Below are 19391 nucleotides of genomic sequence, written 5' to 3' on the forward strand. Positions count from 1 at the left end.
GCCGGCGCGGCTTCGCTCAGCGTTCGCGCAGCTCCTTCAGGAGCGCCACGTCCGCCGCGTGCCCCTCCTTGCCGCCCGGTGTCTCGATCACCAGTGGCACCCCCTCGGTCGCCGGGTGGACGAACAGCTCGCGGAACGGCTCCGCGCCGATGTGACCGGCGCCGATGTTCGCGTGCCGGTCCTTGTGGGCGCCGGTCACGTCCTGGGAGTCATTGGCGTGGATCAGCCGCAGCCGGCCCTCGCCCGCGACCTCCACCACCTCGTCCAGCAGCGCCTTCATCCCGCCCGGGGCCGCCATGTCGTGACCGGCCGCGAAGGCGTGGCAGGTGTCGAGGCAGATCCCGAGCCGGGGATGCCGGTCCAGCGCGTCGAAGTACGGCCCGAGGTCCTCGGCCCGTGCGCACAGCGAAGCCCCCTGGCCGGCCGTCGGCTCCAGCAGCAGCCACGGGTCGTCGTCCCGCGTCAGCTCGTCGAGCAGCGGCCGCATCCGCTCCCTGACCTGCGCCAGCGCCTCCGCACGCGGCCGGCCGCCGGTCGCCGAGCCGGTGTGCACCACCACGCCGAGCGCGCCGATCTCCCGCCCGCGCCGCAGCGAGTGGCGCAGCGACTCGACGGACCTGTCCACGGTCGCCTCGGTGTGCGAGCCGAAATTGATCAGATACGGCGCGTGGACATACGCGGGGACGCCCTCCCGCGCACAGCCCGCGCGGAACTCCTCGTCCTGCTCGGGGCTGCCGGGCGGCGTCGCCCAGCCGCGCGGATTGGCCACGAAGACCTGTACGGTCTCGCCGCCGATCTCGCGGGCGTACGCGATACCGACCTTGGCCAGGCCGCCGGCCACCGGCACATGGCCGCCGACCGGATTGCGGGTACGGGCGCGCGGCTCGGCGCGCTGCGGGGAGGGGGAGGTGCTCACCCCTCCAGGGTGCCAGGCGCCCCGCGGCCGCCGGACGGCGGCGGGCCCGCCGCACCCGCCGCTACAGCGCGCCCTTGAGCTTGATGGTGATCTTGCTGCCCTTGGGGGCCTGGTCACCGCCGCCGACCGACTGTGTATCGACGGAGTCCTGCGGGAACAGCAGCGGCTTCTGCACCTCGACCTCGAAGCCGAGATCCGTGAGCTGCCGCTTCGCGTCGTCGGTGCTCTTGCCGGTGACGTCCGGGACGGTCACCATCTCCGGCCCCTTGGAGAGCGTGAGGGTGACCGTGTCGCCCTTGCCGAGCTTGCCGCCCTGGCCGGGGGACTGCTGGGCGACGGTGTCCTTCGCCTGCGGCGAGTAGACGGGCTCGTCCGCGAACTTCACCTGGAAACCGGCACCGGTCAGCGCCGACTCGGCGTCCGCGCGGGCTGCGCCCACCACATCGGGCACGTCCACCGGGGCGCCGCGGCTGATCGTCAGCGCCACCGCCGTGTCCGGCCGCCGCCTGCTGCCCGCGGCCGGGTCCGTACGGATCACCGAACCCTTGGCGACCTCGTCGCTGAACTCCCGTGCCTCGGTGCCCGGCGTCAGCCCGCGGTCCCGGAGCTCGCGCCGGGCGTCCGCGACCGGTGTGCCCGCCAGATCCGGGATCGTGACGACCTCCGGGCCGCGCGAGACGGTGAGGGTGACGGTGCCCGTCCCGCGGATGCGCTTACCGTTCTCCGGGTCCGTGGCCATGACATGGCCGCGCTCCACGTTGGGGCTGTAACCGCGCACCACCTTCACCCGCAGTCCCTCGTCGCGCAGCGTCTTCTCGGCCTTGGCCTGCGGCAGGTCCAGGACGGCGGGGACCGTGGTGAACTGGCCGGCGTTTATGTACCAGACGCCCGCGCCCAGCCCGAGGACCAGCAGCACGGCGGCCACGAGGGTGGCGGTCCGGCGCTGCCGGAAGAGGCCGGTACGCGGCGTCGCGGCGGGCGCCGGGCGCAGCCGGGTGGTCCGCTCGGCGGGCGACGCCGCGGCGGCCGCCGGCAGCTCCAGCCTGGCGGTGCGGTTCAGCTCCGCGTCGGCGGGGGACCCGGGCAGCTGGAGCTGCTCGGCACCGGTCCGCGGCAGCACGCTGGTCTTCTCGGTGTCGTCCCCGTCCGCCGGGACGTCCTTCGCGTGGGGCGGTACGAGGTCCAGCTGCGCGTCGGTGAGCGCCGCGCGGGCGCTGCGTGCCCGGGACAGCAGCGCCACCGCGTCCTGCGGCCGCCGGGCCGGCTCCCGGGCGGTGGCCAGCGCCACCAGGCCGTCCAGTTCCGGCGCCAGACCGGGCACGGACTCCGACGGCGGCCGCACGTCCTCGTGCAGATGCTGGTAGAGGACCTGCGCCGCGGAGCCGCCGGTGTGCGGTTTGCCGCCGGTCAGCATCTCGTAGAGCACCACGCCGCAGGCGTAGACGTCCACGCGGGCGTCCGCGGTGCCGCTCTCGATCTGCTCGGGCGCCAGATAGGAGACGGTCCCCAGAACCGTGCCGGTGGACGCGGTGGTGTTGTTGTCCACCGCGCGCACCAGACCGAAGTCGGCGACCTTGACCCGGCCGTCGTCGCCGATCAGGACGTTCTCCGGCTTCATGTCGCGGTGCACCAGGCCGGCGCGGTGCGCGGCGCCCAGGGCGGCGAGGACGGGCTCCAGGATGTCCAGCGCGGCCCGCGGCTGGAGCGCACCCCGCTCGCGCAGTACGTCGCGCAGCGTGCACCCCGCGACGTACTCCATCGCCAGATAGACGTACGTACCGTCCGTACCCTGGTCGAACACGCCCACCACGTTGGGGTGGGACAGCCGCGCGACCGACTTGGCCTCGCGGATGAACCGGTCGACGAACGCCCCGTCCATGGCGAGGGCCGGATGCATCACCTTCAGGGCGAGCTCCCGGTCGAGCCGGGTGTCCACGGCCCGGTAGACCGTGGCCATACCGCCGGCGGCGATGCGGGCCTGGACGCGGTAGCGGCTGTCGAGCAGCCGGCCGACGAGCGGGTCCTCAAGGGTCGTATCCACGGCAGACGAGTCTACGAGGACCCGCCGGCCACCCGCCCGCCCGGCCGCCACCCCGCCCGTACTGAAGCCGAACGGTGACCGGAACACGACACGGGGCGCACGGGCCGGGGCCGCCCGGGGCCGGGTAGCCGCGATCGGCGGGAGTTCGGGAGGGGCGCACGTCCCGGCCGGACCGAACCGGTCCGCAGACGGCCCGCCCCGCCCTAGAACGCCGGGCGTTCCGGGTCCAGCTCCGCCACGCCCTCGGTCGGCGAGGAAGCCCGCGCGAAGTGGCGGCGCGGGATGCGGCCCGCGCGGTACGCCAGCCGGCCGGCCTCGACCGCGTGCCGCATCGCCCCCGCCATCAGCTCGGGCTCCTGGGCACGGGTCACCGCGGACGCCAGCATCACCGCCGCGCACCCCAGCTCCATGGCCAGCGCGGCGTCCGAGGCGGTACCGGCACCCGCGTCCAGCACGACCGGGACGCCCGCCCGCTCCGTGATCAGCTCGAAGTTGTGCGGATTACGGATGCCCAGCCCGGACCCGATCGGCGAGCCCAGCGGCATGATCGCGGCGCAGCCCACGTCCTCCAGCTTGCGGGCCAGCACCGGATCGTCGTTCGTATAGGGCAGCACGGTGAAACCGTCGTCCACCAGGGTCTCGGCGGCGTCCAGCAGCTCGACCGGGTCCGGCAGCAGGGTGCGCTCGTCGGCGACGACCTCAAGCTTGACCCAGTCCGTGCCGAGCGCCTCCCGGGCGAGCCGGGCGGTCAGCACCGCCTCGCCCGCGGTGAAACAGCCCGCGGTGTTCGGCAGCACCCGGATCGCGTGCCGCGCCAGCAGGGAGAGCACCGAGCCCTGCACGGCCGGATCCAGCCGCCGCATGGCGACCGTCGTCAGTTCCGTACCGGAGGCGAGCAGCGCGCGCTCCAGGACGCCGAGGCTGGGCGCACCACCGGTCCCCATGATCAGACGGGACCGGAAGGTGCGGCCGGCGAGGGTGAGGAGATCATCGGTCATGGTGGCGGATCAGCCTCCCTGGACCGCGGTGAGCACCTCGACGCGGTCGCCTTCGCCGAGCGGGGTGTCGGACCACCGGGTGCGCGGCACCACGGTCTCGTTGACCGCGGCGGCCACCCCGCCGGACGCCCGGGACAGCGTCGCGACCAGCCGGTCGAGGGTGAGGCCGCCGGGGATCTCGCGCGCTTCGCCGTTGACGGAGACGGAAACGGTGGGGGCACTCATACGGACTCCTCCTCCAGGACGCGGGCGCGCTGCGGCCCCGGGGCGGACACGGCGGAAAAGCGCGTGGGGGAGAACGGGCGGACCGCCGCCGGGAGCTCTCCGGTGGTCAGCGCCTCGGCCATCGCGTCACCGGTGACCGGCGTCAGCAGCACACCGTTGCGGAAGTGGCCGGTGGCCAGCTGGAGACCGGGCAGCGCGGTCGGGCCGAGCAGCGGCGCGTTGTCGGGGGAGGTGGGACGCAGCCCCGCGCAGGTCTCGGCCAGCGGCAGTTCGGTGATGCCGGGGACCAGCTCGTGCGCGTCCCGGAGCAGTTCGTAGACGCCGCCCGCGGTCACGGTGGTGTCCCAGCCCAGCTCCTCGCTGGTGGCGCCGAGGACCAGCTCGCCGTTCTCCCGCGGCACCAGATAGAGCGGGCCGCCGCGGACCACGGCCCGTACGGTGCGGGACAGGAAGGCGGCGCCACCGGCCGGTGGCGCCGGCATCCGCAGCCGCAGCACCTGCCCCTTGACCGGGCGCACCGGCGGCAGCACCGCGTCGGGGACCCCGGCCAGCTGCCCGCTGCGGCTCCCCGCGGCCAGGACGACCTGACCGGCCGACAGCCGTGTCCCGTCGGTGAGTTCGGCGCCCGAGGCACGTCCCCGGGCGACCGTCAGCCGCTCGGCCGAGGCGCGGTGGAAGGCCACCCCGGCCCGCTCGCAGGCGACGAGCAGCGCGCCCGCCAGCCGGCGCGGATCGACCTGATGGTCGCCGTCCACCCGCAGACCGCCGCGGACACCGGGCGCCAGCATCGGCTCCAGCCGACGGCACTCGCGCCCCGTCAGCCACTCCGAATCCAGCCCCGACCGGAGTTGCAGGGCGTGCAGTTCGCGCAGCAGGGCGCGGTCGTCGGCGTCCAGCGCGACGGCCAGTGTGCCGCACCGCCGGTAGCCGATCCGCCGCCCGCTCGCCTCCTCCAGCTCGGCGGTGAAGTCCGGATAGCGCCGCGCCGAGGCGAGGTTGAGACCCAGCAGGGTCTGCTCTCCGTAGTGGAGTTCGGTGACCGCGGCCAGCATGCCGGCCGCGATATGGGCGGCGCCGCCGCCCGGCGCCGGATCGACGACGGCCGTCTCCAGCCCCCGGCCGGCCGCCCGCCAGGCCGTGACCAGGCCGATGATGCCGCCCCCGATGACGAGCACATCGGCGTGCTGCCCGCCCGGGGGCGGTGGTGCGGCCGATGTCGATGATGTGGCGGTGGACGGTGTGACAGATGGATGCATGGGCGTCCAGCCCCTCCCTTCGCCGGCATGACCCGGATCAGGTTCGTACGGTCGGAGGCCGCCAGCCTCCCTCTCAGCCCGGTGCGTCCGGGCTCCCGCGAGTGCGTGTATCCCTCACCCTAATACGGGCCCGCGACGCGCCGTAAGGGCGCGCCCGGCGGGGCCCCGGCCGTGCGGCCCCGGGGTGACCGACCGTGACGCTGTGTCAGAGATCTCCTTGCGCGCTGCTGCTGGCGGCGAGACACACCGTCTTACAGTGATCGGGTGAGCGAGCAGAGCACGTCCTCCCAGGCCCCTGACCGGACGCCCCGCGTCGTGATCGTCGGCGCCGGAATCGCCGGTGTGCAGACCGCGGTCGCCCTGCGCGAACAGGGCTGGCGCGGCGCGATCACCCTGCTCGGCGGCGAGCCGCACCAGCCCTACGACCGCCCCCCGCTGTCCAAGGCGGTGCTGCTCGGCAAGGCCGAGGGCTCCACCTTCGACATCGACTTCGGCGCGCTCGGCATTGAGCTGCATCTGAGCCGGCCGGTCACCGCCCTGGTCCCGGGCGCGCACACCGTCGAGACCGCCGAGGGCCCGGTCCCGTACGACTACGCGGTCCTCGCCACCGGCGCCGACCCGATCCTGCTGCCCGGCAGTGCGGGGCTGCCCGGCGTCCACCTGCTGCGCACCCTCGACGACGCCGAGCGGCTGCGGCCCGTGCTGGCCGCCCGGCACGAGATCGTGGTCGTCGGGGCGGGCTGGATCGGCGCGGAGTTCGCGACCGCGGCGCGCGAGGCGGGCTGCGCGGTCACCGTCGTCGAGGCCGCCGACCGCCCGCTGGCCGGCGCCCTGCCCGCCGAGGTCGCCGCCCATATGACCGACTGGTACGCCGACGCCGGCGCCGACCTGCGCACCGGCGCCCGGGTCGCAGCCGTCGAGGCGGGCGCGGTCACCCTCGCGGACGGTACGACGCTGCCCGCCGACGCCGTGGTCGTGGGGATCGGCGCCCGGCCCGCCACCGGCTGGCTGGCCGGCTCGGACGTCGCGCTCTCGCCGCGGGACGGCTCCGTCCTGGCCGACGAGCGGCTGCGCACCTCCGTCCCCGATGTGTACGCGGTCGGCGACTGCGCCTCCTTCCCGTCCGCCCGCTACGGCACCCGCCTGCTGGTCCACCACTGGGACAACGCCCTCCAGGGCCCCCGTACGGTCGCCGAGAACATCCTGCGCGGTGCGGCGGAGGGCATGGTCTACGACCCGGTCCCGTACTTCTGGTCCGAGCAGTTCGGCCGGTTCGTGCAGTACGCGGGCCATCACGGGGACGCCGACGAGCTGCTCTGGCGCGGCGACCCGGCCGGCGCCGCCTGGTCCGTGCTGTGGCTGCGGGGCGCCCGGCTGGTCGCGCTGCTCGCCGTGGGCCGCCCGCGTGACCTGGCACAGGGGCGCAAGCTGATCGAGCGCGGCGCGGCCCTCGACCGGGAGCGGGCCGCGGACGCGTCCGTACCGCTGAAGGCGGCGGCGCTCTAGCGGCCGCGCACGGGCACGGGGTACGGGGCGGCCCGCGGGGGCGCCGCCGTGGCGCGGCGGATGGCACCGCGGGTGTCACCCGCCGGTGTGCCTCGGGCCGTCGACGGCGATGCCCGGCTACCGGCTGTCAGTGCGAGATGGCACGCTTGTCCTGTGACCGAGATTGACGCAAACATCGATGGACTCGTCCCCGCCTGGCTCACCCTCCCCGACATCGCCGAAGAGATCGGCGTCGAGGTGACACGCGTCCGGCAGCTGGTCAAGGAGGGCCAGCTGATCGCGGTGCGCCGCGGCGAGAACAGGGCACTGCACGTGCCGGCCGATTTCATCAAGGACGGCAAGGTCGTCAAGGGCCTCGTCGGGACCTTGACCCTCCTGCGCGACGACGGCTTCGCCGACGAGGAGATGCTGGAGTGGCTCTTCACCGTGGATGACACCCTGCCCGGCACCCCGGCGCAGGCGCTGCGCGAGAACCGCGGCACGGAGGTGAAGCGCCGGGCTCAGGCGCTCGCCGTCTGATCCGCACGGCGCGAGCGCGCCCTCATCAGCAATCGCATCAGCATCCGTAACCGCATTCGCATCCGAGGGGTGTACGGGCCGGAAGGCCCGGCCCGTACGCCGCCGACCTGGGGGGAAGCCGCCCGATGAGCACCGCACGACAGGCCCTGGCCGAGGCCCGGCTGTATCTGTGCACGGACGCCCGCAAGCGGCAGGGCGACCTCCCGCAGTTCCTGGACGCGGTGCTCGCCTCGGGCGTGGACATCGTGCAGCTGCGCGACAAGACCATGGAGGCGGCGGAGGAACTCGCCCACCTCGAAATCTTCGCGGACGCCTGCCGGCGGCACGGCAAGCTGCTGGCGGTCAACGACCGCGCGGACGTCGCCCATGCGGCCGCCGCCCCGGTGCTGCATCTGGGACAGGGCGATCTGCCGGTCCCGGCCGCCCGCGCCCTCCTCGGCACGGACGTCCTGATAGGCCGCTCCACCCACGCCGAGGCCGAGGTGGACGCCGCGGCCACCGAAGCGGGGGTGGACTATTTCTGCACCGGACCGTGCTGGCCGACGCCCACCAAACCGGGCCGCCACGCCCCGGGCCTCGACCTGGTCCGCTACACCGCCTCGCGCGCTCCGGAGCGCCCCTGGTTCGCGATCGGCGGGATCGACGCCGGCAATGTGGACGAGGTGCTGGCGGCGGGCGCCCGCCGGATCGTGGTCGTCCGCGCCCTCACCGAGGCGGACGATCCGGGCGCGGCGGCGGCGGATCTGGCGCGCCGGGTCCGCGCCGCGGCGGAGTGAGTGGCGCATCCGGTAGCGGGATCTCCGGGCGTCCGGTGCGCCGGGCATCCGCAGAGGCACCCTCCGCACAGGCGATGAAGGGATGATCCGGGCATCTGGGTCCTTGGTCGCCGGTAGGGCCCGCATGCTGTCCCCGGATGACCGAGTGGTGATCCGCGCCTGTCCAGCCCGTGGACACGAATCGGCCATACCAGGCATAACGCCGGTGCCGGTTTGAGTGTGCCCGGCCGGTGGTTAACCTGCCCATATGGCCCTAGGTACAGCTTCCACCAGGACTGATCACGCGCCGACCGTGCGCGAGCTGCTGGCTTCCGGCAAGCAGTCATACTCGTTCGAGTTCGCCGCCCCGAAGACCGAGAAGGGCGAGCGGACCCTGTGGAACGCCATCCGCCGGATCGAGGCCGTCTCCCCGACCTTCGTCTCCGTGACGTACGGAGCCGGCGGATCCTCCCGTGAGGGGACGGTGCGCGCCACCGAGCGCATCGCCACCGACACCACGCTCACCCCGGTCGCCCACCTGACCGCGGTCAACCACTCCACCGCCGAACTGCGCAACGTCATCGGCCAGTACGCCGACGCCGGTATCCGCAACATGCTCGCGGTGCGCGGCGACCCGCCCGGCGACCCGATGGGCGAGTGGGTGCGGCACCCCGAGGGCGTCACCTACGCGGCCGACCTGGTCCGGCTGATCAAGGAGTCCGGCGACTTCTGCGTCGGCGTGGCGGCCTTCCCCGAGATGCATCCGCGCTCCACGGACTGGGACACCGATGTGGCGCATTTCGTCGCCAAGTGCCAGGCCGGCGCGGACTTCGCCATCACGCAGATGTTCTTCTATCCGGAGGACTATCTGCGGCTGCGCGACCGGGTCGCGGCGGTGGGTTGTTCGACGCCGATCATTCCGGAGATCATGCCGGTCACGAACGTGCGCCAGATCGAGCGGTTCGCGCAGCTCAGCAACGCGGCCTTCCCGCCCGAGCTGGCGGAGCGCATCCTCGCGGTCAAGGACGACCCGGCGGCTGTACGCTCCATTGGCATCGAGTACGCGACCGAACTGTGTGCGCGCTTGATGGCCGAAGGCGTGCCCGGGTTGCACTTCATTACCCTGAACCACTCCACGGCGACCCTGGAAATCTACGAGAATCTCGGACTGCACCAGCAGTCCTGATGACGGTGGCCGGAAAGCGGCGAAAGAGGGGCGTATATGGGCTGGACGGTCCTCTACATCGCATTCGGCTTCGTCGGGCTGTGGCTGCTGAGTGAGGTCCTGCTCCAGCACAAGGCCCGGCTGCGCTGGCGGCTGCTCGCCTTCACCGGCTTCCTCGGGGTGGTGGCCGGCGTCATCATCCCGTCGGTCATCGTGATCGCCGTGGGTGCCATCGCCTTCGCGGTCGGGCAGGTGAAGGTGACGCTCTCCTTCCGGCGCGGCTTCACGACCGGCTGGGCCCTGCGCCGCAAGCGGACGGAGAGCCGGCGGCGCAGGGCCCGCTCCGGGAACGCCAAGGCACCCGCCGCCGAGCCGGCCCTCCAGGTCTCCGGCCTGGAAGCGGTGCCGCTCACCGAGGGCACCGGCCACGGCACCGACGAGCAGGGGACGTTCACCCAGCGGGACACCCCTCAGGACCAGGGTGCCACCGAGGGCCAGGCGGACTTCCCAGGGCAGCACGGCCTGCACCAGGAGCCCTACCAGGGGCCGGGCCCGTACGACGCGCACCACGGCTACCAGGGCCAGGACCCCTACCAGGACCCGTACCAGGACCGCAGCGTCTTCGTACCGCAGAACTACCCGGACCAGGACGGCTATCCGCGCCCCGACGCCACCGCCGTCTACGCCCCACAGCCGCTCCCCGACGAGACCGGGCAGTACGGCGTCTACAGCACCGACGCCCGCACCCCGCAGACCGGCCGAACCGGCTACGACGCCTACGGCAACGCCACCGGCGGCAGCGACGGCGGCGGCAACGGCCCTGCGTACGGCGGCGGTTACGGCGCTCCCGCCGGGGAGCAGGACCCCTACGCGGGCCAGTACGGGACGTACGGGGGCGACGGCCAGGGCGGACAGCAGCCCTACGCCGACCCGTACCTCGGCGCCCAGCAGTACCCCGCCCCGTACGACCCGTACGAGCAGCCGGACCCTTATGGCCGCCCCCCGTACGTCCCGGAGCAGTACGACGGCCGGCCGGCCGACGGAACCGGGCAGCCCCAGGGGCAGCACCCCGGGCAGGGCTACGTCGAGACGCCGCCCGGCGGGGTCTGGGTCCCGCAACAGCGCGACGCCGAGCCCCCAGCCGGACAGCCGCCCTACCCGCCGCACCAGCAACAGGGTTACGACGAGCAGCACTACCGCTACTGAGCCCTGCGCGGCCCGGCGCCAGGTCGCACGGGCCGGGGCGCGCGGTGGCTTCGTCCCCACCGCGGGCCGCGGCCGGCGCGACCGGCCCGGACGCCGGATGCCGTCCGGGCCGGCGCCGGACCCCGCCCGTCGTCAGGCCCGGGGCCGGGCGCTCACACCGACCCGTGCCAGTCGTCGCCGTTCACGATCAGGCCCGCGACGATCGCGCCGGACATCCCGGCGTGCGCCAGCCCGCCGCCCGGATGCGACCAGCCGCCGACCGCGTATAGCCCGGGTATCCGGGTGCGGTTGGCGGGCCGCAAGAAGCGGCCGTCGGCGCCGGCCAGCGCCGGGCCCGGCACCGACTCACCGTCCGCGGGCGGCAGGACCTCCCGCCACAGCACCCGCTCCCGCAACCCCGGAACCGCGGCCTCGGCGATCTCGGTCATCCGGTCCGCGAGGGCCTCGTCCTCTGCCGACGGGCCGGGCACGGCGACCGTCGCCGTCAGCGTCACGGCCTCGTGGCCGTCGTCCGGGCGGCCGGTGGCGTCGTCCGGACGCAGCACCGTCACCGTCGGCCGGGCACACGGCACGCGCCGCCCCGGGCTGTCCCCGAACACGCCGGCCAGCTCGGCCGCGCGGTCCGGGGTGTGGACGACCGTCCGGTGCGCGGCGTCGCCCGGCCGCGCCCCGCGCAGCGCGAGCGCGACCGTGAACCGCCCCGGCGCACGGTCCCCGGGCCGGGCGGCCGGGCGGACGTCCTCCGCACCCCACGGCAGCCCCGCCCGCAACATCGCTGTCAGCCGGGCTGGTTCGACACCGGCGACCACCGTCTCCGCGTCGGCCACCCGGCCGTCGGCCAGCTCGACGCCCGCCGCCCGGCCGTCCTTCTCGACGATCCGGGTGACCTCCGCGCCGAAGGTGAACTCCACTCCACGGGCCGCGCAGCGTTCGTACAGCGCGTCCGCCAGCGCCCGCATCCCGCCGCGGGCGTACCAACTCCCGAAGGTCTGCTCCATGTACGGCAGCACGGCGGCGCTCGCCGGCGCGCCGCGCGGATCGAAGCCGTACGCCAGCGCATGGCTCTCCAGCAGTGCGACGAGCCGGGGATCCGCCAGCTCACGGGCGGCGACCTCGGCAAGGGTGGCGGTCGTGGGGCCCTTGCCGCGGCCGAACAGCCCGCGCCGGCGCACCGCCGGATACGGATCGCGGCCCAGCACCCGCCAGTCCTGCCACAGCGGCTCCTCCAGGAGCGGCCGCCGGGTGGCGTCCCACGCCTCGCGGGCGCGGCCCACGAACGCGCTCCAGCGCTCGCCCGCACCGGCGCCCAGCGCGCCGTCCAGGGCCGCGAGGACACCGGCCCGTGAGGCGTTCGGCAGGGACACATCGGTGCCGTCCGCGAAGACATGGCGGGCGGCGGGATCGACCTGCGACAGCTCGACGCAGCTCTCCAGCGGCTCGCGGCCGGTCTTGACGAACAGATCGCGGTAGACGGCGGGCAGATGCAGCAGACCGGGCCCCGTGTCGAAGGCGAAGCCGTCCCGCTCGAACCGCCGCAGCGCGCCGCCGTACGTCGCGCCGCGCTCGAACACCGCCACCCGGTGGCCCGCGACGGCCAGCCGGGCGGCGGCCGCCATCGCGCCCATCCCGGCGCCGATCACCGCAATCCGTGCCATGCCTGCGACTTTATCCGGGCCCACTGACAACGCCCGCGCGGGCGGTCGGCTCAGCCCGGCATCGGCCCCGTGTCACCGGCCGTGGCCAGCCGTTTCTCCTGGCGTCGCTGCCGCCGTCGGCGCAGGTACCGGCGGATCCGCGACCAGAGGAAGATCACCAGCGCGATACCGCCGATCAGCAGCAGCGCCGCGATGATCGCCGCCAGCACCGGATGGAACACGGCGAAGGCGACGAGCCCGGCGACCCCCAGATCCTCGGCCAGGCTCAGCACGATGTTGCTCGCGGGCTCCGGCGAGGTGTTGACGGCGATCCGCGTGCCCGCCTTGACCAGATGGCTCAGCAGCGCGGTGGAGCCGCCCACCGCGCCCGCCGTCACCTCGGGCAGCGAGCCGCTGTGACCCGCCAGCAGCGCCGCGACGACCGCACCGGACACCGGCCGGATCACCGTGTGCACGGTGTCCCAGACCGAGTCGACGTAAGGGATCTTGTCCGCGACGGCCTCACAGAGGAAGAGCACCCCCGCCACGATCAGCACATCGGGGCGCTGGAGCGACGCGGGCACCTCGTCGGTGACCCCGGTCGCACCGAGCAGGCCGAAGAGCAGCACGACGGCGTAGGCGTTGATCCCACTCGCCCAGCCACTGGTGAACACCAACGGGAGTACGGACACGCGGGAAAGCGTAGGGCAGCGCTGGGGCGGTGTGCTCAGGTTTGAGTATCCGTACTCAGACGCCGAGATGAGTAGGTACGCGGATGGGCCGGGACCCGCGTGGAAGGAAGAGTGGAGATCACGGAAGGGACGCGGCGCCGCACCGCCGGCACGGGGCGGCGGAACGGCGTGGCTCCCGGACGTGACGGGGGAGGTACGGGGGCTCCACGGGGGAAAACGGGGAGCACGGGGGAAGCGCTGTCCTGGTCGGATCGGTGGGGGAACGATCTGTGCCAGGGCAGCGCACTGCCGTGTGCGCGGCCTCGCGGCCGTCCGGCAGGCACCCTACGGCGCGCGTCCCATGGGACCGCCCGCTGCGGATCTCCCCGCGGCCGCCCGGTGCGGTTACGCGCCCCGGCCGCTGACCCGCCCCTGGAGAAGCCGCGACAGCGCCGCGTGCACCTCGTCGATCGACCGGTCCGGCTGGTAGGACTGCCAGTCCAGGGCGGCCACCAGAACCATCCCGAACAGCGCCGAGGCGGTGAGCGGAATGTCGATCTCGTCGCTCAGCTCACCGTCGGCCACGGCCTCCCGCAGGACCTCCTCCACCACGGTGATGGCTCGTTTCCGCACCACCATCAAGGTGGACTGCCAGGCGCGGTTGGTACGCCACAGCTCGGCGACGTAGAGCTGGGTGAGTGCCGGATAGCGGGAGATGAAGTCCAGGCCGGCCCGGATCATCGCGTCCAGGGCGTCGATCCGGCGGCCGCCCCGGTCGGCCACCTCGTCGGAGGCCGCCTGCAAGGAGGTCGCCAGCAGCTCGATGCCGTGCCGCAGCAGCTCCTCGAAGAGAACGTTCTTGCTCGCGAAGTTGTAGTAGACGGTGCCCTTCGCGACGCCCGCCCGCTCGGCGATCTCGTCCACCGTGGTGGAGGAGAAGCCCTGTTCGGCGATGAGCGTGACCGCCGCGTCGAAGAGTCTGCGTCGGGTGGCGTCGCGGCGTGTAGTGGAGCTGTCCATAGGGGCGATTGTGCCGGTCCCGGATGTGTACGCGTGCACAGGACCGGTTCTGGAACAGGTCCTCCCCGGCGCCCGCTCCCGGTTCGCCGCACCCCGCGGCGACCGCCGTGCCGGACCGCCGCGCAGGACCGCCGCGCGGCCGGTGCAGTCCGCGGCCGTGCGGCAACGGGCCGCGGAGCGGCGTGGGCGGCACCGGGAGCCACCCGGAGTCATTCCGTCTTTCCGGCGAAAGAGCAGGTCAGCGCCGATTGTCAGTGGTACCCGCCACGATGGGGTCAGACGGTCCCGAACCGGCATGCGACAACAGGAGGTTCGTCATGGCAGTTCGTTCCACGGCGGGCAGTTCCGCTGCGTACGCTCCCCCGAGCGATGTCCATCCCGTCCGGCGGCGGACGGCGGCACCGCCCGCCGCCCTCGCCCTGCTCGCCCAGGCCCGGCACGGCCTCGACGAAGCACAGACCCTGTCCACCCCCAACGAACGGTTCGCCACCGCCCATCTGGCTGCGCTGCGCACCGCGGCCGCCGTTCTCGCCGTGCGCGCCAGGCCCGAGAGCGCGCCGCGCCGCAGACCGCGCATCCGCAGCGCCTGGGAGGTCCTGCCGGAGGTCGCTCCCGAACTGGCCGAGTGGAGCGCCCTGTTCGCCTCCGGCGCCGATCGCCGGGCCAAGGCGGAGGCCGGCATAGCTGGCGCGGCCACCCGCCGCGACGCCGATGACCTGCTCCGTGACGCCGGCATGTTTCTGCGGCTCGTCGAACGGATGCTGCTGCTCCCGCCCGCCCTGCCGCCCCAGCGGGCGGGCTGAGGGGCGGCGGGCGGCACCCGGCGCGGCCGTGCGGCCGCAGCCGGGGTGCGCGGCGGCCCGTGGCGGCATTCCGTGGGGGCGTGCGGTGGACGGGCCTCCCGCAGGGCCACCCGTACGGGCACCCGGGCGGCGCACTCCGGGGCCCGGCCGGCCGGCAGGACGCCTGATGGCGGCCCACGCGGCGCCGCAGACGGCGGACGGCGCGGAACGCAATAGGGTGGTAGGCGCCTGAGTAGTTCATGCCCCCGTCGAGGAGCCACCCGCCGTGTCTGACCCGCTGCGCCCGCGCGCATCCCTTCGTACCGCCGTGGTCTGGGAGGTCCTCAAGGACGCCCTGGAGCGCCGGGCCAAGGCCGCCGGGCGCGACGCCCTGGACGTCCTCGACACCGGAGGCGGCACGGGCAACTTCGCCGTGCCGGTGGCCGGCCTCGGCCACCGCGTCACCGTCGTCGACCCCAGTCCCAACGCCCTTTTCGCCCTGGAGCGCCGGGCCGGGGAGGCGGGCGTCGCCGACCGGGTACGCGCCGTCCAGGGCGACGCCCACGGCCTGTTCGACGTCGTCGAGCGCGGCGGCTACGACGCCGTCCTCTGCCACGGCGTGCTGGAGTACGTCGACGATCCGGCCGAAGGCGTCCGCAACGCCGTCGCCGCACTGCGCCCGGCCGGCACCCTGAGCCTGCTGGCCGCGGGCCTGGGCGGCGCCGTGCTGGCCCGTGCCCTCGCCGGACACTTCACCGAGGCCCGCCAGGCACTCACCGACCCGGCCGGACACTGGGGCGCCGGCGATCCGGTGCCGCGCAGGTTCACCGCCGACCAGCTCGCCGGCCTGGTCTCCGGCGCCGGTCTGGAGGTCGGCGCCGTACACGGCGTCCGAGTCTTCGCCGACCTGGTCCCCGGTGTGCTCGTCGACGCCGAGCCGGGTGCCATGGAGGCCCTGCTGAAGCTGGAGGCGGCCGCCGCCGAGCAGCCCGCGTTCCACTCCGTCGCCACCCAGCTGCACGTCCTCGCCGAGCGCGACTGACCCGCGCGACCGCACGGCTACCGCGTGCGGTCGGCCACAGGCCACCCGATCAGCCCCTTCTCCCCGTATGATCGGGATACGACGTTCCGGCATGACGGACAGGCGGGTGGGGAATGCACGCAGCATCACCACCGGCCGCCGCAGCGGCCCGGACAGTGAAATGGCGTAGAGGGGCGGGTTTCACGGGGGCGATTCCCTGCCTATCCTGAAAGGGTCGCACCCGGTCGCCCCCCGCGACCGACGAGTAGGAGGACTCCGTGCCGCTCTCGGAGCACGAGCAGCGCATGCTCGAGCAAATGGAGCGAGCGCTGTACGCCGAAGATCCCAAGTTCGCGACAGCGCTTGAGGGAAGCGGGCTGCGCACGTACACCCGGCGACGGGTTTACCAAGCGGTCGTCGGCTTCCTGGTGGGAATCGCACTGCTCATGGCCGGAATGGTCGCGCAGCAGATCTGGATCAGCGTGGTGGGCTTCCTCGTCATGCTCGGCTGTGCGGTACTCGCTGTCACCGGATGGCGTAAGGCGCCCAAGCCGGGTGAGCAGCAGCCGGGCACGGCCTCCCGGGGCGCCGGCGGGGCCCCGTCGAGCCGCCAGGCCGGGCAGAAGCGCACGATGATGAACCGCATCGAGGACCGCTGGCAACGCCGCCGGGACGAACAAGGCCACTGAGTCCGCCGCCGGCTCAGCGGTTCCACCAGCCCCTTTTCGCCAGTTTTTCCAGCGCGCCGCTGTCCGCCGTACGGGGTGAGAGAGCCCCGAGCGGGACACCACCGAACCGGACAGCTCCTCGGCGTGACGCGCACCGGCTCGACGCATACCGACGTGATGCGGCCGTCCGACAGGATCGGGCGGCCGCATCACGCTGTCGTGGGGTACGGGGCGGAACCGGACACCCCCCGTGTACTGGTTCCGCGGTCCGGCCGGTCGCGGGCCGGACCGCCCGCGCCCCGGGTCCGGGATCTCGCGAGCCCTCCTTCGCCGGGGCTGCCCTCGGGCGTGGCGTGTCGTTACAGGGGCGTCGTGCGCCCGAGGGGCGGGTCCCGCGGTGTCCGGTGCGGTGCATCGCACGGCGGAGGGTCGCCCTGATACCGGGTGTATCGGGATCATCCCCGCAACGCCGCGTGGGGGTGCCACCCAGCGGTAGCTGGGGGAGTGCCGGGCGCCGGGGGCGGGCGCCTCTTTGCCGACACGCCTAGGCCCGCTGACGTTCCCGGCGGAGGGCGGCCGCCGCGCGGCGGGCGGCGGTGACCGGGCGGCTGTCGGCGCAGCGGAGCCGGAGGGCGCCCCACCGGGCGGCGAGGGCCCAGCGGAGGCGTGCCGCGGAGCGAGGGGCGAGCAGCGCGCGCAGGCGCAGCGGGCGGGAGGCCCCGGAGTGCAGTGCGGCCCGTACCCGCTGTACGTCCGCGGCGAGGCCGGTTACCGGATGTGGCCGCGGCGCGTACAGGACCTGCTCGACCGCGGCCGCCACCCGGTGGGCGGCGTCGGCGGCCTCCGGCGGGAGTTCCCCGGTGCGCACGATGCGGGCGGCCGCCTTGCGCGGGGTGAGTGAGCCGTCCGGCAGGATGCCGAAGTCCCAGCCGGTGTCGAGCAGCTCGCGCCAGGCGGCGAGGGTGGCGGCCGCCGGGTCCCCGTCCGTGCCGTCGGCCGTCAGCCGCCGGGAGCGCGTACGGGCGCGCCACAGCAGGGGGAGCGCGGGCAGCAGCAGGACGAGCAGTGCGGCGAGCACGATGCCGGTGACGGCCCAGGGGGACGGGCCGCCGTCCGACGGGCCCGCGTCCGACCGGGCGGGCGGGGCCGGACAGCCGGCCGACCCGGACCCCTGGTGGCCGGGGCCGCAGGACGGGGCGGCGGACGGCCCGGCAGCGGGGGCCGAGGGGCGCGACGGCTGCTGCGCCGGCGGGGCGGCGGCACCGGAGCGGGCATCGTCGCCGAGGGTGTAGTCCGGGGTGCTGCCGCGGCTCGGCGTCGGCTCGAAGCGCGTCCAGCCGACGCCCTCGAAGTACAGCTCGGGCCAGGCGTGCGCATCCTTGAGGCCGACCGATGTCGTACCGTCCGGCTGCCTGGTTCCCGGGGTGAAGCCGACCGCGACCCGGGCCGGTATGCCCAGCGTCCGCGCCATCGCCGCCATCGTGAAGGAGAAGTGGACACAGAAGCCCTCCTTCTGCTCCAGGAACCGCACGATGGCCTCGGAACCGCTGCCGGCCCGGACCTCCGTGTTGTAGCTGAAGCCGCCGTTGAGCGAGAACCAGTCCTGGAGCTTGACGGCCTTGTCGTACGCGGTCCGGGCGCCGTACGTCACCTTCCGCGCCGTGTCGTGCACCACCGGGGGCAGCGAGTCCGGCACCTTGGTGTACTCGCGCAGCAGCTCCGTGGGCGGCGCCGGGGCCGTGGCCAGCTGATGGGCGGTGGGCCGCACCAGCAGGCTCTCCACCTGGTACTGCACACCGCGGGTGTTCTGCCCGCGGTCGCCGACGAGCGTGCGGCCCGCGGGCTCGAAACGCCAGCGCCCGGCGATGTCCACCTTCGCCGCCGGGTAGGGGAGCGGCAGCCAGTTCTGGGCGTACCACTCGGCGGTCGAGAGGGAGGTGTTGACCCTGAGGGTGCGCACCGCCGGGGAGAGACCGGGCGGGTCCGGCAGCCGGTCCGGGACGTCCGTGACCGTACGCTCGGACGGCTTCCAGGCCGTGCCGTCGAACTGGTCCAGGGCGACGATCCGCAGATACATGTCGCGGGTGTCGTCCGTGGTCGTGCGGTAGTTGAGGACTTCCTTGTCGGCGGGCTGGTTGAGGCTGTTCTGGAGCGAGACCAGGGGGTTCACGGCGGAGATCGTGCCGCCCCCGCCCCCGGCCTTCTCACCGCCTGCCGGCGGGCCGAGCAGACCGCCGCCGAGCGAGGGCAGCGCGGCGGGCACCACCAGCGCGATCCCGAGCACCACCGCGCCGATCCGGTGGCCCGTACGGACCGGGGCGAACGCCGTCCCGCCGGGCCCGGCGGGACGGCTGCGGCCATTGTCCGGCCGGTCCGCACCGGGGCTCCCGCCGAACACCCGGCCCCACTGGGAGAGCCGGTCGCGGCCCTCGGCGAGGAGGAGCAGCAGATAACCGGCCGCCGCGACCAGGAACCACAGCCAGCCCGCGCCGCCCGGGGAGAGCCCCGCCGCCACCGAGTACAGCGCGAGCAGCGGCAGCCCGGCGGGGGCCGCCGCGCGGTACGTGACCGCCAGCGCGTCCACGCACAGGCCGATGACCAGCACACCGGCGACCAGCAGCAGCCGGATGCCGGGGGTGACCGGCGCGGGAATGGCGTACCGTCCGACGTCCGAGGCGCCCTGCTGCACCAGCCGGCCGAACTCCGCGACGGCCTCCGGCCCCGGCAGCACCCAGGCGATCGCCTGGCCGCGGGCGAAGAGCAGGGTCAGCAGCAGCACGGCGGCCAGCGCCTGCGCCGCGAGGGCCAGCGGTCTGACCGGTGACATCCGGCGGGCCGCCGCGCCCACACCGCTCACGATCGCCAGCAGGACCGCCGCCTGGCCCAGCCAGCCGATCGGTTCCACCAGCGGCAGCAGCGCGCAGGCCGCGCCCAGGGTCGCCACCGCCGCACACAGTGCCAGCCGCGCCCGGCCGTTCATGCTCGTGCCTCGCTTCGCTCGGGACCGC

The 19391-nt window shown here is 74.3% G+C and carries 17 protein-coding genes and 1 riboswitch; of the genes, 8 read left to right on the forward strand and 9 right to left on the reverse strand.

Features of this window, described 5'->3' with window-relative positions; genetic code table 11:
* Positions 1-16: 16 nt before the first annotated feature.
* The 5 genes from ACLJWH_RS07030 to thiO form a co-directional block, all read right to left on the reverse strand.
* Entirely contained in the window at positions 17-916 is a 900-nt protein-coding gene (locus ACLJWH_RS07030; RefSeq protein ID WP_411140705.1) for a deoxyribonuclease IV, read from the reverse strand.
* Positions 917-977: 61 nt separating this feature from the next.
* Positions 978-2957, reverse strand: a complete 1980-nt coding sequence (pknB, locus tag ACLJWH_RS07035; protein ID WP_411140706.1) for a Stk1 family PASTA domain-containing Ser/Thr kinase — start codon at positions 2955-2957, stop codon at positions 978-980.
* A gap of 203 nt (positions 2958-3160) precedes the next feature.
* Positions 3161-3955 carry a thiazole synthase gene (locus tag ACLJWH_RS07040; protein WP_094795369.1) on the reverse strand — a complete coding sequence of 265 codons (795 nt, stop codon included), beginning with the start codon at positions 3953-3955 and terminating at the stop codon, positions 3161-3163.
* A 9-nt stretch (positions 3956-3964) separates the two neighbouring features.
* Entirely contained in the window at positions 3965-4180 is a 216-nt protein-coding gene (gene thiS, locus ACLJWH_RS07045; protein ID WP_411140707.1) for a sulfur carrier protein ThiS, read from the reverse strand.
* Positions 4177-5355, reverse strand: a complete 1179-nt coding sequence (gene thiO, locus ACLJWH_RS07050; RefSeq protein WP_411140892.1) for a glycine oxidase ThiO — start codon at positions 5353-5355, stop codon at positions 4177-4179. Before thiO ends, thiS begins: the two co-directional genes overlap by 4 nt.
* Before the next feature lie 78 nt (positions 5356-5433).
* Positions 5434-5545: riboswitch (TPP riboswitch) on the reverse strand.
* A gap of 155 nt (positions 5546-5700) precedes the next feature.
* Here thiO and ACLJWH_RS07055 point away from each other — a divergent pair.
* From ACLJWH_RS07055 to ACLJWH_RS07075, 5 genes are all read left to right on the forward strand, one after another.
* Entirely contained in the window at positions 5701-6942 is a 1242-nt protein-coding gene (locus tag ACLJWH_RS07055; RefSeq protein ID WP_411140708.1) for an NAD(P)/FAD-dependent oxidoreductase, read from the forward strand.
* Between the two features lie 153 nt (positions 6943-7095).
* Entirely contained in the window at positions 7096-7461 is a 366-nt protein-coding gene (locus ACLJWH_RS07060) for an Rv2175c family DNA-binding protein (RefSeq protein WP_411140709.1), read from the forward strand.
* Between the two features lie 125 nt (positions 7462-7586).
* Entirely contained in the window at positions 7587-8237 is a 651-nt protein-coding gene (thiE, locus tag ACLJWH_RS07065; protein ID WP_411140710.1) for a thiamine phosphate synthase, read from the forward strand.
* A 247-nt stretch (positions 8238-8484) separates the two neighbouring features.
* Complete coding sequence (metF, locus tag ACLJWH_RS07070; protein ID WP_411140711.1) at positions 8485-9402, forward strand: methylenetetrahydrofolate reductase [NAD(P)H]; 918 nt, start codon at positions 8485-8487, stop codon at positions 9400-9402.
* A 36-nt stretch (positions 9403-9438) separates the two neighbouring features.
* A complete protein-coding gene (locus ACLJWH_RS07075; RefSeq protein WP_411140712.1) occupies positions 9439-10587 on the forward strand; it encodes a hypothetical protein in 1149 nt (382 codons plus the stop codon).
* A 152-nt stretch (positions 10588-10739) separates the two neighbouring features.
* On the opposite strand, the gene ACLJWH_RS07080 is transcribed toward ACLJWH_RS07075, so the two are convergent.
* From ACLJWH_RS07080 to ACLJWH_RS07090, 3 genes are all read right to left on the reverse strand, one after another.
* Complete coding sequence (locus ACLJWH_RS07080; protein ID WP_411140713.1) at positions 10740-12242, reverse strand: phytoene desaturase family protein; 1503 nt, start codon at positions 12240-12242, stop codon at positions 10740-10742.
* A 50-nt stretch (positions 12243-12292) separates the two neighbouring features.
* On the reverse strand, positions 12293-12913 hold the full coding sequence (locus ACLJWH_RS07085) for a DUF4126 domain-containing protein (RefSeq protein WP_411140714.1): 621 nt from the start codon (positions 12911-12913) through the stop codon (positions 12293-12295).
* Positions 12914-13297: 384 nt separating this feature from the next.
* Positions 13298-13912 carry a TetR/AcrR family transcriptional regulator gene (locus ACLJWH_RS07090; protein WP_411140715.1) on the reverse strand — a complete coding sequence of 205 codons (615 nt, stop codon included), beginning with the start codon at positions 13910-13912 and terminating at the stop codon, positions 13298-13300.
* A gap of 317 nt (positions 13913-14229) precedes the next feature.
* Between ACLJWH_RS07090 and ACLJWH_RS07095 the strand changes: the two genes are divergently transcribed.
* The 3 genes from ACLJWH_RS07095 (at position 14230) to ACLJWH_RS07105 (ending at position 16404) form a co-directional block, all read left to right on the forward strand.
* Positions 14230-14715, forward strand: a complete 486-nt coding sequence (locus ACLJWH_RS07095; RefSeq protein ID WP_411140716.1) for an SAV_6107 family HEPN domain-containing protein — start codon at positions 14230-14232, stop codon at positions 14713-14715.
* Between the two features lie 265 nt (positions 14716-14980).
* A complete protein-coding gene (locus ACLJWH_RS07100; protein WP_411140717.1) occupies positions 14981-15736 on the forward strand; it encodes a methyltransferase in 756 nt (251 codons plus the stop codon).
* A 257-nt stretch (positions 15737-15993) separates the two neighbouring features.
* On the forward strand, positions 15994-16404 hold the full coding sequence (locus ACLJWH_RS07105; RefSeq protein ID WP_052854943.1) for a DUF3040 domain-containing protein: 411 nt from the start codon (positions 15994-15996) through the stop codon (positions 16402-16404).
* Between the two features lie 523 nt (positions 16405-16927).
* Here ACLJWH_RS07105 and ACLJWH_RS07110 read toward each other — a convergent pair.
* On the reverse strand, positions 16928-19363 hold the full coding sequence (locus ACLJWH_RS07110; RefSeq protein WP_411140718.1) for a transglutaminaseTgpA domain-containing protein: 2436 nt from the start codon (positions 19361-19363) through the stop codon (positions 16928-16930).
* Positions 19364-19391 lie beyond the last annotated feature (28 nt).

This window comes from Streptomyces sp. x-80 (assembly GCF_046549095.1).
In the GTDB taxonomy this organism is placed as follows: Bacteria; Actinomycetota; Actinomycetes; order Streptomycetales; family Streptomycetaceae; genus Streptomyces; species Streptomyces celluloflavus.